Consider the following 14,109-nt stretch of genomic DNA (forward strand, 5'->3'; position numbering starts at 1 on the left):
AATGAAGTTTAATACTTATTTAAAGTATGTATTGACAATAATAAGCATATTATTTCTCTCTTTTATCTTATATGCCATCAATCCGGCCATAGGAGATGACAGAGCTCAGGTTTCCTATGCAGCTAAAAAAAACTTAGCCCAATCTATTATGGTTAATGGAATTGTTACAGCCAAGAATAAGGAAGAAATAGCAGTTGAAAAAGGGAAAACCGTAAAAAGATTATTTATAGAAGAGAATAGCATTGTAAATAAAGGTGATATATTGTTTGAAACAGATGAAAGCGATTTGATATTAGATATAAAAAGAAAAGAGCTTGAACTAACTGATGCACAGCTAGAGTTAGAAAATATTAAAGATATGAACTTGGAAAAAGAAAATAGAGATAACGAACAAGCTGTGAAAGAACTAGAATTTGATATCATGGCAGAAAGAGAAAACCTGAAGGATCTTGAAGAAAATTATAATGTGAATAAGGAACTTTATGAAATGGGCTTTATATCCAAAAAAGATTTAGAAACGGAAGAATATAAATATAATAAAGCTTTGACGGAGCTAGAACTTTTGGAGAATAGATATGAACTTGAGAAAGATAAGGTTGAAGAATTTGTGGATAATTATGACAAGAAAAAAAGTCAAAAAATAGATATGCTCTCCAAAAGAATTGAGTTGTTGAAGTTAGAACTAAGTGAACTATATAAAAAGGGAAAAGAGACCAATACAGCTGGAATAAACGGGGAAATAGTCAGTTTGGATTTAAGAGAAGGGGAAAAGGTAAATACAGCAGGTCCTCATATAATAATATACGATTTATCGGAATTATATATTGATATTATAGTTGAACAAAGGTATGCTTCATATCTTAAAGTTGGAGATGCGGCAGAAATTATAATTCCTGGATTAATTGAAGAAGAAATATATGGAAGCATTTATAGCATAGATAAGGTGGTTTCGAGTCAGTCAATAAATGAAGCACCTGGGGTTAGTATCAAAGTAAAAATTGATAAACCTGATAAAAATATCAAAGTTGGATACAGGGCTAATGTAAAACTCATATTTAATATCAGAGAAAATGCTGTCAGTGTTGATTATAGGGCTATCGTTACAGATAGGAAGGACAATGAATTTGTATATGTGGTAAAGGACGGTATTGCAACCAGAACATATGTTGAAACCGGTATAAAAAATGATTTTGATGTAGAAATAACTAAAGGCCTTATACAAGGTGATCAATACATAGTTAATCCTTCCGAAAAGATGCGGGATAAGAATTCCTTCCGCTTGTGGAGGTATGAAATCAGATGAAAGAAGTAGAAAACATCATGATCTGGGCTGAAAATCTCAACATGGGACAACGGCCGGAGAATTTTAATATTATTGTAAAAAGAAATGAGATAGTTGGTATAACCGGATTGAGCACAGAAGAGGAGCAGGAATTATTTAAGATATTTGGTTGTATAAAGAAGCCGGCAAAAGGCAGGTACATTTTTGATTATGAAGACACAAGCTTATTAGAAACAAGCAGATTGGAAGCTATAAGAAGAGATAAGATAGGCTATGTATTTAATAGTCCCAGGCTATTTGATAATTTATGTGTTTTAAAAAATGTAACCCTATGGGCGGATTATATACATTCGCGTAAGAAAGCTTACAAAATGGGTATGAAAATATTAAAGGAATTAGGTATGGAGGAAAAGAGCCATTTTAGAATAGAACAGCTTAATAATTTGGAAAAGGTATTAGTATCTTTCGGTAGAGCCTTGATAAATAAACCTTTGCTATTACTGATTGATGATATTTTTACGTATTTAAGGCCCTATGAGGTTGTTGAAGTATATAAATTAATGATGAAGCTTGCTCATGATAATACAACAATTATTATACTAGCAAATGAATTAGATAATATATCTTTTGTTGGTAGAATTGTTAATCTATGAGAGGTATGCATATGAAAAGAAATATATATCATATAATTCCTTTGCTTTTATCTTCAATAGGATTAATACTTACTGTTGGGTTGATGACATTGGGTTTATCCATATATCAAGGAGGAGCCGAATGTGCTACTTCAAATTATGTTTCAAGGGATAAGAGCATCATATCAGTATCATCTTATGCCATGGCTGACTGGGGTGAACTAACAGAATTAAAGGAGAAGCTCATGCTTGATGACGATATAATAGTTTCTTCTGAAATGGATGTTTCATTATCAACAGACATGAAAACCATATATATCAAAGCTATAGGTATAAACAGTTTATATTGGAGTATTGAAAACAAAACGATACTTTACGGGCGTTTAGTAGATGAAGAGGATATTGAGCATGCTAATCCGGTTATGGTTATAAACGAAAAAGCAGCTCTTGATCTTTATAATACAAGAGATGTTCTTAATAAAAGGGTAGATGTATATGTTAAGGACAATTTGAGGAGTTTTACTATTATAGGAGTTGTGAAAGATCCTTTTTATAACCAAGAATCTCAATGTTTTATACCTTATAATTTATTTTCTGCCAGCAATTATAAGGAAAAATTTTTATCAATAGTTGTACCACAACACTTAAAAAATGATGTAAAAGAAAAAGCGATAAAAATAATGTATGATAAACATAAAAATAACATAAAAGAAATCTCTGAGTATAAACAGCTTACATTTATAGACAATTGGTTAGATGATAATCTTTTTACTGTATGTGCAATAATACTTATAGCTACTTTGTTAGGAACTGCTACTTTGGTTTTTGGACTTGATAATTATTTAGATATGTCAAGGGACAGATTGGTGATATTGAAAACCTTCGGTATAAGTGATGACAAAATCAAAATAAGATTATTTAATAGACTATGTCTTTTTGAGATTATACCATTGGTTTTGGGCTTACTAATAGGTTATATCTTTGCATTGGTATTAGGTAACTATATATTTATAAAACCCCTTTTGTCATTTAAATATATAATCATTATTTTCAGCTATGAAATGCTATTCATAACTCTGGCTGTTGTAATAAGTTTTAGGAAGCTTAAAAACTTTGATGTATATTAAATATCTTTAATTTGAAGGAAATAGATTTTTTATAAAGAATATATATAAAAACTGCAATGACTCTTAAAAGACAGGAGTTGTGTTATATGAATACCAAGAAAAAAGTTGTAGTGAATATCTACGGCAGCGAGTATACAATTGTTGGAGAAAGATCTGAAGATTATATAAAATATATTGCCGAAAAAGTGGATGAAACCATGAGGGAGATTGGAAGTAAGAATAACAAATACAGCACTACTATGATAGGGGTTCTTACTGCTTTAAACATGGCTGATTTTCTTTATAAATCACAAGAAGAGGCCAGTATGCTGCTTGATGAAAATAATAAGCTGAAAGAGGAAATTGCTGCACCAATAGAAGAATTGGAAAAGCTGAAAAAGGAGATGGAAGCACTAAAAGAAAAATATACCATTACCCAGGATGCTCTTACTAAAGCGCAGATTGAACTAGGGGTAATGAGTAAGGAGAATAAATCTTTACTGAAGGAGAATAAAGATTTAAAGATTGAGTTAGATGTTTCAAGAACTGCTCTAAAGGAGATGCAGAATAAGGTTTTTGAAAATCAGATAGAATTATTAAAGACCAAAAAAGAATTAGATGAACTTAAAGCTTTAAGACATAATAAAAGTAATAAAAGTAAAAATAATACTAATATCAAATGATAGTTATTGGGATGTGTTATGCATGAAAACAGAGCTACTTGCCCCGGCAGGCAACTTTGAATCTCTGATGGCAGCAGTTGAGAGTGGAGCAGATGCTGTTTATATTGGAGGTACTAAATATAGCGCAAGAGCTTCCGCAGATAATTTTGATGAAGACAGCATTGTTAAAGCAGTTAAATATTGTCATATAAGAAATGTAAAGGTATATGTGACAATTAACATTTTATTAACCGATGAAGAGTTAATAGATGCATTAGAGTATGTAAAATTCCTATATAACAATGATGTTGATGGAATAATCGTACAAGATATAGGTTTATTATATTGGATAAAAAGGTATTTTCCAGACTTACCCGTTCACTGCAGTACCCAAATGACAATACATAATAAAGATGGAGTAGTCATTTTGGGACGACTAGGGGTAGATAGGTTTGTACTTGCCAGAGAAATGAATATTGAAGAAGTGAGCAGACTAATTGAAGATACAGATGCAGAGATAGAAATATTTGTTCACGGTGCGTTATGTGTATGTTATTCAGGACAGTGCCTCATGAGCAGCTTTATAGGAGGGAGAAGCGGCAACAGAGGCAGATGTGCTCAGCCTTGCAGGAAAGCATATGATCTAGTTAACTTAGAAAGTGGCAAACCAAACGATTCAAGAAAAAGGGGTTATATGTTGAGCCCAAAGGATTTGAATACTATTGAAAACTTAGATCAAATAGTCAAATCTGGTGTAAAGTCGTTGAAAATTGAAGGAAGAATGAAAAAGCCGGAATATGTAGCAATAGTTGTAAAACACTATAAAGATATGCTAAATCAGGCAGAAGAAGATAAATACCTACACATAAGCGAAGATGTTAAGACTGAGTTGGAAAGTGCATTTAACAGAGGCTTCACCCGTGGCTTTTTATTCAACGAAAAAAAGCATGAATTTGTTAATAAAGATAAGCCTAACAACAGAGGAGTGCTCATAGGTAAAGTGCTATGGCAAAAGGGAAAAAATACTGCGATATCTGTTGAAAGAGGAGTCCTCGATAAAGGGGATGGCATAGAAATAATACTTGCAGATGGTACTAGCATAGGTACTTATATTTCATCCTATGAAAAATATAGTAATGATGTGGTAATCGTTAACATAAACCATAAATTGGTGCCAGGCTTAACAGTATATAAGACTTATGATAAAGCTCTCCATGAAAAGGCCCATAGAGAGTATTTTTATGAAAACAGACGAAAGATTTATTTAGAAGCAGAAATATTCATTCGTAAGGGGAAAAGGATTTTTATTAAGCTATGGGATTATGAAGGTCATAATTTAGAACTTGAAAGTGCGTATACAGTTGAAGAAGCAGAAAAAATAGCTGTAACAGAGGAAAGAGTTGTTTCACAGTTAAAAAAGACCGGAGATACCCCCTATATTTTAAATAATATTAATGTGTATATGGATGATAATATTTTTGTTTCCATGAGCGCTCTTAACGAAATAAGAAGAGAAGCATTAAAGGAAATGGATGAGATATTGTCCTCAAGGAATAAAAGAGTATTCACTAGTTTAAGCAAAACAGATTTTATGTTAGATTTTAAACCGAAAAAACAAAGTGACGATAATAAACTCTGTTTTGGAGCCACAGTTATGTCCTACGATAATGTAAGCCCTGCTCTAGAAGCAGGTATTGATTATATATATTATGGTACTACTGATAAAATCCATGAAGCTGTAGAATTATGCCATAATAACAATATAGATATTTATTTTTTTCTTCCCAATATCATAAAGGATATTGAAAAAAATAAATATGCTAGAGTAATAGAGGAAAACGAGCTTGATGGTATAGTAATTTCAAATATAAGTCAGTTGAGTTTAGCTGATATAAAGCCTGACCTAAAGATAGTAGGTAACTATAACCTAAATGTTTTTAATATGAGAAGCATGGATGTATATTTAAAGCTAGGAACACAGATAATATGCCCTTCTATAGAACTGAATCTTAAGCAATTGAAAACTATTGCCCATACATATGGGTCTTCTATGGAATTGGTTGCTTATGGTCAGTTACCCTTGATGACTATGGAGTATTGTCCAATATCATCTGAATTGGGTTGCAAAGGATGCAAGAATCAGAGAAGATATGGATTGAAGGATGCCAAGGGGGCTGTATTTCCTATATTCTGCAATGAGTATAAAACCCAATTGCTTAACAGCGATGTTCTATTTGTCGCAGAAGAAATGGATAAAATAGTTGATACAGGTGTGAAAAGAATAAGGTTAGATTTTTACAGAGAAAGCGAGAAAACCGTTAAAGAAATCGTAGAACTGTATAAAAACTATAATAATTTAGACCAGGGGAAATATATAGACATTATTAAAAGAATAAAAAATGCTGGACATACTAAAGGTCACTACTTCAGAGGTGTGGATTAAAGGGGGTAGCTGTACTTGGATAAAATAAAAAAGATTTTGCTCGTTGAAGATGAAGCCAAGATGAGGGAGCTAATAAGAATAGCTTTCAAAAAAGAGAATTTTGAAACCTACGAAGCTGTTGATGGTAAGCAAGCACTTAACATAATAAAGAATTTTCATTTTGATATAGTAATACTAGATATTATGTTGCCAGAAATCGACGGTTGGACAGTATGTCGGGAGATAAGAAAAGGTTCTGATATACCTATCATACTTCTAACAGCAAGGGGAGAAGAATTCGATAAGCTCTTTGGATTTGAACTTGGGGCGGATGATTATATTGTTAAACCTTTTAGCCCGAGAGAACTTGTGGCACGAGTAAAAGCACTATTGAGAAGGGCAGAGAATAGAAGTGTTGAAACAACAAGTATAATTGATTTGGGTGATATAACCATAAATACATTATCAAGAGAAGTTAAGGTTGATGGCAAATCAATATCCTTTACCAATAAAGAATATGAGCTCTTGCTTTTCTTATCTACTAACCAGAATATTGTTTTTACCCGAGAGCAATTGCTATTGAAAGTATGGGGATATGATCAATATGGAGACCCGAGAACCGTTGATACCCATATTAAAAGAATCAGAGAAAAATTAGGGAGTAAAAGTAGCTGCATTACTACAATTTGGGGAGTAGGATATAAATTTGAGGTAAAGAGATGAAGTACAACAGTATTAGAGTTAAACTGTGGAGTGCAATAATATTAACAATTCTATGCATACTTTTTATGAGTATGGTATTCCAGACAAGCTTTCTTTCCTCCTTTTACTATGATGAAAAAGTAAAAGAGGTAGTGGAGGATGCCCGCGATATTGCTAGAGCTTTGGGCAGAAATGAATATAGTTTTAATGTTCCATATATAGACGCTATAAGAAATGTGAACGATGTCATTGTAGTTACCGATAGCAGTGGAAGGATAACATATATAACAGGTAGTTTAGAATATAAACAAGGATGGTTTTTTGGTCTTAAATATTTAGGCAGCATATTAAATGGTGAGTTAATTCAAGATGAAAACAAGATGTTGAGAAATTTGGACTGTCTTATTATAGGTGTGCCAATAAATAGAACTAAAATATCGCTGTGGGACGCAAAGCAGAAGCAGTTATATGAACACTATATTGAAGGCAAAGAGCTCCAGGAAGTTATTGGAGCTGTATATATCGTTACGCCCTTAGAACCTTTGGAAATTACAACTCAAGCTATTAGAATACAGTTTCTATATATATTCTTAGGGGCTGTAATAATTGCTTCTATAATAGCTCTCTTTCTATCTCATAGTTTTACAGAACCTTTGATTAAAATAAATAATGCAGCAAAAGAGATTGCAAAAGGCAACTATGATACTAAGATACATTTGAAATCCAGCAATGAGATTATTACATTAGGAGAGACCATAAATAACTTAGCTAAACAACTATCCAGAGTAGAGCAAATTAGAAGAGAGTTTATAGCCAATGTATCCCATGAACTCAGAACTCCTCTCAGTTATCTGAAGGGTTATACAGAAATCCTGATTGATGGACTGGTTGATTCAGAAAGTGATCGAGAGAAATACCTCAATATTATTTTGGAGGAATCTGAAAGACTAGAAAAGATGGTGGATGAGATATTGCACCTTTCTCAAATAGAGGCGGGGTCAATACAGCTAAAGCTTTCTTCTTTCAGCGTGGACGCGGTTATAAAGCGCACTATAGACAAAATCTTGCCTTTAGCCGTAAAAAAAGATATCTCAATAAAATATAGCAAAATAGATGATGATCTGTTATTATGTTTAGCGGATGAGAACAGAATCAAGCAAATATTAATAAATCTTTTAGCCAATGCAGTAAAACACTCATATAATCACAGCAATATATTAGTAAGTTCCTACAGATTAAACGATAGGATATATGTTTGTGTAAGAGACAATGGGGAAGGTATTTCTGAAGAAGATTTGCCTTTTATTTGGGATAGATTCTATACCGCAGGTAAATCTAAGGATAAAAGTTCTGAAGGGATTGGTCTAGGATTGTCCATAATAAAAAGCATAATAAATGCACATGGCTGTGATATTACAGTAAATAGTGTAAAAGGAGAGGGTACAGAATTTTGTTTCTGGTTACCTTCATACAATGAGAGCTAGAAGCAGTTGACGGGGTGATAGAATGAATGATAAAACATTAAGAGTTTTGGAATATAATAAAATAGTTAAGATAGTAGCAGATGAAACAGTGTCAAACCTTGGTCGTGAGATAGCTTTGGCATTAAAGCCCAGCAATAATGTTTATGAAGTAAAGGAGTGGCTGCAGGAAACTACAGAAGCAGCGGATATTATACTGAAAAGAGGCGCATTTCCCCTGGAAGGTCTACATGATATTAGAACAGCATTAAAAAAAGCTGAAATAGGATCTATGCTCACAATAGAGGAACTGCTGTTAACTTCCTATGCCCTAGCATCTGCTAGGAAAATAAAGAACTTCATGAGAGAAGAGCGCAGTGAAAAAGAATACCCTATAATAGATGATTTAGTTAATCTGCTCAATGAATATAGGCATATAGAAAACAGTATTAATAAAGCAATATTGAATGAAGACGAGATATCTGACAATGCCAGTCCTGAATTAAGTACAATAAGGCGAAAAATAAGAGATAAGCATGGACAGATAAAAGACAAACTTAACAATATGGTTACCTCTGCCACATATCAGAAATATTTGCAAGAACAAATAGTTACCATGAGAGGAGATAGGTATGTATTACCGGTTAAGCAAGAATATAGGTCCAATATACCTGGTATAGTCCATGACCAATCCTCAAGCGGTGCCACACTTTTTATTGAACCCATGGCAGTGGTAGAAATGAACAATGATTTAAGGCAATTGAAGCTTAAGGAAAAGGAAGAAATTGAAAGGATATTGATACAACTATCAGCATTGATAGCAGAAAACCACGATGGTATAAAAACAAATGTGGAGATACTATCTACTTTAGATTTTATTTTTGCTAAAGCTAAATTCTCTCTAGCCTATAGATGTTCAGAGCCTGTTATAAATACTGAGGGTAGGATAAATATTAAAAAGGCAAGACATCCTTTACTTGATCCAAAGGTTGTTGTTCCTATAGATATTAGGGTTGGGGAGGATTTTAATACCTTAGTAATTACAGGGCCAAACACAGGAGGAAAAACTGTCACATTGAAAACCACAGGCCTTTTGAACTTGATGGCTCAATCTGGTTTGCATATACCTGCCGGAGATTACAGTGAAGTACCCATATTTGATCAGATTTACGCAGACATAGGGGATGAACAAAGTATAGAGCAAAGCCTTAGCACATTTTCATCACATATGAAGAATATAGTATCGATTTTGAATAATGTATCTAAAAACTCTTTAGTATTATTAGATGAGCTAGGTGCAGGTACAGATCCAACAGAAGGTGCTGCTTTAGCTATGGCGATTTTGGACTTACTGCATGATAAGGATGTGAGGACTGTTGCAACAACTCACTATAGTGAACTAAAGATTTATGCATTGACAACAGCTGGAGTTTGTAATGCAAGTGTTGAGTTTGATGTTGAGACACTGCAGCCTACCTATAGATTGTCAATAGGGGTACCTGGAAAATCTAATGCTTTTGAGATATCAAAGAAGCTGGGGTTGGACGATTCTATTATTGAAAAAGCAAAAGAGTTCATAACTAAGGATAAGATCAAGTTTGAAGATGTTATTTCTTCCCTGGAGGAAAGCAGAAAAAAAGCAGACGAAGAAAAATACATTGCTCAAAGATTAAGAAATGAAATTCAAAAAACAAAAGAAGAGGCCGACAGAAGGCTAGAAAAGATTATTGCTCAAAAAGATAGAATCATTGAAGAAGCCAATAGAACTGCAAGAGCATTGGTAGAAAAGCATAAAGAAGAAATAAACGATATAATAAAGCAGCTTAGAGATGCCATGGATAAAGAAAGCGAAGAAAAGGCAAAAGCTATAGAAATAGCAAGAAAGAGTTTAAAATCTATTGAAGATGAGACAGAAAAGTCATTAGGGATTAGAGCAATGTCTAAAATTAACATAAAGCCCCCTGAAAAATTAAAATTAGGTGATACTGTAAAAATTCTGACATTGAATCAGAAAGGGAATGTAATAACTTTACCTGATGAAAATGGAAATCTAGTGGTACAGGCTGGTATCATGAAAATAAATGTAAATATAAAGGATCTTCAACTTATGAAAGATGAAAAGACGGAAGTAATAACTGAAAGATATTCAAAAATAGGAAGAGCAAAAGCTGCTCATGTACCTCATCAAATAGATCTTAGGGGCAAAACATTAGATGAAACTCTCATGGATATAGATAAATATCTTGACGATGTTTATCTTGCCGGAATCCCAACGGTTACTATTATTCATGGAAAGGGTACCGGTGTCTTAAGGTCTGGAATTAAAGAGTTTCTAAAAAACCATGCTCATGTAAAATCTTTTAGAACAGGAGGGTATAACGAAGGTGGACTTGGAGCTACCATCGTTGAGATAAAATGAATATTATTGTAAGTGCGTGTCTTCTTGGTATAAATAGCAAATATAATGGTGGTAATAGTTACAATGAGAAAGTAGTAAAATTGCTTAAGCATCATAACCTTATAGCCGTATGCCCTGAACAGCTTGGGGGGCTTAGTACCCCCAGGCTTCCTGCAGAATTAGAGCAGGGAATAGATATAATAAAGAATTCCATTGGCGAAGATGTAACTATGTATTTTAAAAAAGGAGCACAAGAAGCTTTTAGGATAGCACTTTTAAATAACTGTAAGTATGCTATATTGAAATCTAAAAGCCCCTCCTGTGGTTATGGACTTATTTATGATGGCACCTTTACTGGCAAACTTATACCTGGTGTCGGTGTTTTTGCCAGGCTATTAACAGAAAACGGCATTAAGGTCTATACAGAGGAAGATGAATTTTTATTATAGTACTCTATGGCAAACTCTTTAAACATATTGACGAGAGGAGAAATAGGCCTATTTTTATGATAAACTATGTAGAATTCTCTGTTTATATCAAATTCCTTTATTTCGAATGCTTTAATCATCCCAAACCTGATATAATCCTTTGCACTGATATAGGATACTATGGAAACTCCAAGGCCTGAACTTACTGCCTGCTTTATAGCTTCAGTACTGTTCATTTGTGCCACAACATTTATGGATTTAGGATCCTTTCCTGCTTTTAATAATCTTTTCTCAAACTCTTTTCTTGTTCCCGAGCCTATTTCCCTGAAAATAAAGCTTTCATTTTTCAACTCTTCTAATGAAACAGAATTACTATGTATCTTATTATATTTTTCATTATTAGGGGTTATCAGGACAATTTTGTCTTCTAGCAATCTTTCAAAACTTAATTTGTCAGTATTGATTCTAGAACCTACGATTCCTATTTCATAACTGTTGTCCAATAATTCCTCTATAACTTGGTTTGTATCTAGTTGTATCAGATTAAAAAAAATATTTTTATATATTTTTTGATACTCCAGTATTAGCTGAGGCATTATATATTGACTAGGTACAGTAGATCCTGCTATATCAATTCTTCCAGACAAGCCTTTTGTGAAATCACTTAAGGAGAATATAGCTTCATCTCTTGTATTCATAAGAGTTAAAGCATATTCAAAAAAAATTTTTCCAGCTTTTGTGGGTACAATCTCTTTCGAAGATCTGTCAATGAGTTTGGTACCGATTTCTTTTTCTAAAGAGCTTATATGAGCACTTACTGTGGGCTGGGTTAAATAAATAGCATCCGCTGCCTTGGAGAAACTCTTATGACGAACCACATATACAAAAGCTTCTATCTGCTTAAAATCCATTTATGTGACCTCCAATATACTAACTTATCATTACTCAAATAATACAACTATCGCTTAATTTAGTCAATTTAAGAACAAAAACTATAGTTTGCTTATGATATCAAATAAGAGTATAATATATATTCGGCAAGAGGTGATGAAATTGGATGAAAAAGAATATATTGCGACATTTAATTCTACCCATCATGCATTATCTTTTGAAAAGTATGCAAAGGAAAATGGTATAAAAATTACAATAATGCCTGTACCTAGAAGTATAGCTGCAAGCTGTGGTCTTGCTGTTAAATTCAGTCACAGTTACTTAGAGAATATTGAAAAACTAATTAATGAAAAAAACTTAAATTATGCAGGGCTCTATAGTATAGAAGATAAAGATGGTAAAAAAGACTATGTCATGATATAAGGGTATGTTCTTATATAGAGAGCTTTCTAAACATCAGGGGGTAAGATTTTGAATAAAAAAAAGAAATTTTTTAAAATATTTATTACTAGTTTTATATTAAGCATAGGGGTTCTATATGGTATTTTGTATATGTTTTTAAACAGCATAAGCCTAAGTTCCGGTTTTGCAGGATTCGAAATACCTGAAAAAAGAGTTAATGTACTGGTTGTGGGAGTTGCAAAGAACTTATCAGACACTATTATGCTGGCTAGCTATGACATGGAAAAAGATAAGGTTGATATATTTTCAATCCCTAGGGATACTTATTATCCAAGAAAAGGATTTAAACATGCAGCACAAAAGAAAATTAATGCAGCATACGGAAGCGATGGTGCAGACGGAGTTGTTAAGGCTGTGGAGGATATCACCTCCTTGGACATTAACTATTATGTTCAGTTTGATTATGAGGCAGTAAAAGCCGTAGTAGATGGAATTGGTGGTATAGAAGTCGAGGTACCAAATAATATGAATTATGACGATCCTGCCGATGATCTTCATATCCATTTTGAGAAAGGACAAGTAGTAAAAAGCGGTGAAGATATAATAAAGCTTTTACGGTGGAGAAAGAATAACAAAGGTGGAGGTTATAAAGACGGAGACTTGGGCAGAATTAAAATGCAGCAGCAGATTGTCAAATTGGGTATAGAAAAGATTATGAAAGGTAATATAGTTGCTAATTTTATCAAACTTCAAGGACCAATAAAAGAATATGTAAAAACAAATATGTCTCCTAATGAGATGATGTATTTTGCTAATAAAGCCAAGAATGTATCTTCTGAAAATATACATTTTCATACTGTTCCAGGCAAGTCGAAAACTATGGAAGGTCTATCCTTCTTTGTAATTGATAAAGAAAAACTCAAGGAACAAATATATGCAATAACTGAAGAAACCGCTATAGATGAATAACTATAATAAAAACCTCTTTTGTGATGTTAATTACTTCATTTAAAGAGGTTTTTTTCATGCTTGGACAGCATATAATCTTATGATAAAATGAGAATATGTAGGGAAGAGAGGAGTGTTTTCATGGATAAGAGAATTGAGAATACAATCAAAGCTCTTGAAAAAAACCATTTTAAAGCTAGGTATTTCCAAGACTCAAAGACAGCTGCCAATACACTGCTGGAAGAGATAAAAGTGACGGATAAAGTGGGTATTGGGGGAAGTATGACGATTACAGAACTAGGTCTCCCAAAAGCACTAGTAGAGAGAGGTAATGAGGTACACTTTCATTGGCTTGAGTCTACTCCGGAAGGTATGGATAGAGCCAGGGAAAATGCTTCAAAAGCTGATGTATACTTGACAAGCACTAATGCATTGACAGAGAAGGGACAGCTAGTCAACATTGATGGAACTGGAAATAGAGTTACTGCTATGGTGTTTGGACCTAAAAAGGTGTATGTAGTATGTGGCATAAACAAGCTAGTTGATGATATTGATGGTGCCATGAAAAGGATTAAGGAAAACACTTACAAAAACGCAAGAAGACTAAATTTGAAGACACCTTGTGCAATAACAGGCAAATGTAACGATTGTGACAGCCCACAAAGGATGTGCAATGTCACAACGATAATAGAAAAGAAACCAACAAAAATAGATATTGAGATAGTAATAATAGGTGAATCCTTAGGTTATTAAACATTTACGATAGGGGGTGAAAA

The 14,109-nt window shown here is 33.3% G+C and carries 13 protein-coding genes; 12 read left to right on the forward strand and 1 reads right to left on the reverse strand.

From position 1 onward, the window contains the following. Nucleotide 1 precedes the first annotated feature (1 nt). The 9 genes from ACESM9_RS02490 to ACESM9_RS02530 all read left to right on the forward strand — a co-directional run bounded on the left by ACESM9_RS02490 (nt 2) and on the right by ACESM9_RS02530 (nt 11,113). Entirely contained in the window at nt 2-1,303 is a 1,302-nt protein-coding gene (locus ACESM9_RS02490) for an efflux RND transporter periplasmic adaptor subunit (protein WP_372994948.1), read from the forward strand. Next, a complete protein-coding gene (locus ACESM9_RS02495; protein WP_372994950.1) occupies nt 1,300-1,935 on the forward strand; it encodes an ATP-binding cassette domain-containing protein in 636 nt (211 codons plus the stop codon). The genes ACESM9_RS02490 and ACESM9_RS02495 overlap by 4 nt, the downstream gene beginning before the upstream one ends. An 11-nt stretch (nt 1,936-1,946) precedes the next feature. Then, entirely contained in the window at nt 1,947-3,041 is a 1,095-nt protein-coding gene (locus tag ACESM9_RS02500) for an ABC transporter permease (protein WP_372994952.1), read from the forward strand. Nucleotides 3,042-3,127: 86 nt separating this feature from the next. Next, nucleotides 3,128-3,703 carry a cell division protein ZapA gene (gene zapA / locus ACESM9_RS02505; protein WP_372994954.1) on the forward strand — a complete coding sequence of 192 codons (576 nt, stop codon included), beginning with the start codon at nt 3,128-3,130 and terminating at the stop codon, nt 3,701-3,703. A 22-nt stretch (nt 3,704-3,725) separates the two neighbouring features. Further along, complete coding sequence (locus tag ACESM9_RS02510; protein WP_372994956.1) at nt 3,726-6,125, forward strand: DUF3656 domain-containing U32 family peptidase; 2,400 nt, start codon at nt 3,726-3,728, stop codon at nt 6,123-6,125. A 15-nt stretch (nt 6,126-6,140) separates the two neighbouring features. Then, entirely contained in the window at nt 6,141-6,827 is a 687-nt protein-coding gene (locus tag ACESM9_RS02515; RefSeq protein WP_372994958.1) for a response regulator transcription factor, read from the forward strand. Continuing rightward, nucleotides 6,824-8,290, forward strand: coding sequence for an ATP-binding protein (locus ACESM9_RS02520; RefSeq protein WP_372994960.1), 1,467 nt, complete (start codon nt 6,824-6,826; stop codon nt 8,288-8,290). The genes ACESM9_RS02515 and ACESM9_RS02520 overlap by 4 nt, the downstream gene beginning before the upstream one ends. 22 nt (nt 8,291-8,312) lie before the next feature. Then, on the forward strand, nt 8,313-10,685 hold the full coding sequence (locus tag ACESM9_RS02525; protein ID WP_372994962.1) for an endonuclease MutS2: 2,373 nt from the start codon (nt 8,313-8,315) through the stop codon (nt 10,683-10,685). Beyond that, complete coding sequence (locus ACESM9_RS02530; protein WP_372994964.1) at nt 10,682-11,113, forward strand: DUF523 domain-containing protein; 432 nt, start codon at nt 10,682-10,684, stop codon at nt 11,111-11,113. The genes ACESM9_RS02525 and ACESM9_RS02530 overlap by 4 nt, the downstream gene beginning before the upstream one ends. Here the strand turns inward: ACESM9_RS02530 and ACESM9_RS02535 are convergent. Beyond that, nucleotides 11,083-12,003 carry a selenium metabolism-associated LysR family transcriptional regulator gene (locus ACESM9_RS02535; RefSeq protein WP_372994966.1) on the reverse strand — a complete coding sequence of 307 codons (921 nt, stop codon included), beginning with the start codon at nt 12,001-12,003 and terminating at the stop codon, nt 11,083-11,085. The two genes, ACESM9_RS02530 and ACESM9_RS02535, sit on opposite strands and share 31 nt — an antisense overlap. Nucleotides 12,004-12,145: 142 nt before the next feature. On the opposite strand from ACESM9_RS02535, the gene ACESM9_RS02540 reads away from it, so the two are divergent. The 3 genes from ACESM9_RS02540 (at nt 12,146) to ACESM9_RS02550 (ending at nt 14,086) form a co-directional block, all read left to right on the forward strand. Next, on the forward strand, nt 12,146-12,406 hold the full coding sequence (locus ACESM9_RS02540; protein WP_372994968.1) for a DUF3343 domain-containing protein: 261 nt from the start codon (nt 12,146-12,148) through the stop codon (nt 12,404-12,406). A gap of 48 nt (nt 12,407-12,454) precedes the next feature. Then, nucleotides 12,455-13,354: an LCP family protein gene (locus ACESM9_RS02545; RefSeq protein ID WP_372994970.1), complete on the forward strand. Its 900-nt coding sequence runs from the start codon at nt 12,455-12,457 to the stop codon at nt 13,352-13,354. 120 nt (nt 13,355-13,474) lie between these two features. Beyond that, nucleotides 13,475-14,086, forward strand: coding sequence for a lactate utilization protein (locus ACESM9_RS02550; RefSeq protein ID WP_372994972.1), 612 nt, complete (start codon nt 13,475-13,477; stop codon nt 14,084-14,086). Nucleotides 14,087-14,109: the final 23 nt, after the last annotated feature.

The organism is Lutispora sp. (assembly GCF_041687175.1).
Classification (GTDB): domain Bacteria; phylum Bacillota; class Clostridia; order Lutisporales; family Lutisporaceae; genus Lutispora.

Excerpts from the sequence above, each read along its gene's own strand:
- ACESM9_RS02490 (WP_372994948.1), top strand. The coding sequence starts at position 2 with ATGAAGTTTAATACTTATTTAAAGTATGTATTGACAATAATAAGCATA.
- ACESM9_RS02495 (WP_372994950.1), top strand. The coding sequence starts at position 1,300 with ATGAAAGAAGTAGAAAACATCATGATCTGGGCTGAAAATCTCAACATG.
- ACESM9_RS02500 (WP_372994952.1), top strand. The coding sequence starts at position 1,947 with ATGAAAAGAAATATATATCATATAATTCCTTTGCTTTTATCTTCAATA.
- zapA (WP_372994954.1), top strand. The coding sequence starts at position 3,128 with ATGAATACCAAGAAAAAAGTTGTAGTGAATATCTACGGCAGCGAGTAT.
- ACESM9_RS02510 (WP_372994956.1), top strand. The coding sequence starts at position 3,726 with ATGAAAACAGAGCTACTTGCCCCGGCAGGCAACTTTGAATCTCTGATG.
- ACESM9_RS02520 (WP_372994960.1), top strand. The coding sequence starts at position 6,824 with ATGAAGTACAACAGTATTAGAGTTAAACTGTGGAGTGCAATAATATTA.
- ACESM9_RS02525 (WP_372994962.1), top strand. The coding sequence starts at position 8,313 with ATGAATGATAAAACATTAAGAGTTTTGGAATATAATAAAATAGTTAAG.
- ACESM9_RS02530 (WP_372994964.1), top strand. The coding sequence starts at position 10,682 with ATGAATATTATTGTAAGTGCGTGTCTTCTTGGTATAAATAGCAAATAT.
- ACESM9_RS02535 (WP_372994966.1), bottom strand. The coding sequence starts at position 12,003 with ATGGATTTTAAGCAGATAGAAGCTTTTGTATATGTGGTTCGTCATAAG.
- ACESM9_RS02550 (WP_372994972.1), top strand. The coding sequence starts at position 13,475 with ATGGATAAGAGAATTGAGAATACAATCAAAGCTCTTGAAAAAAACCAT.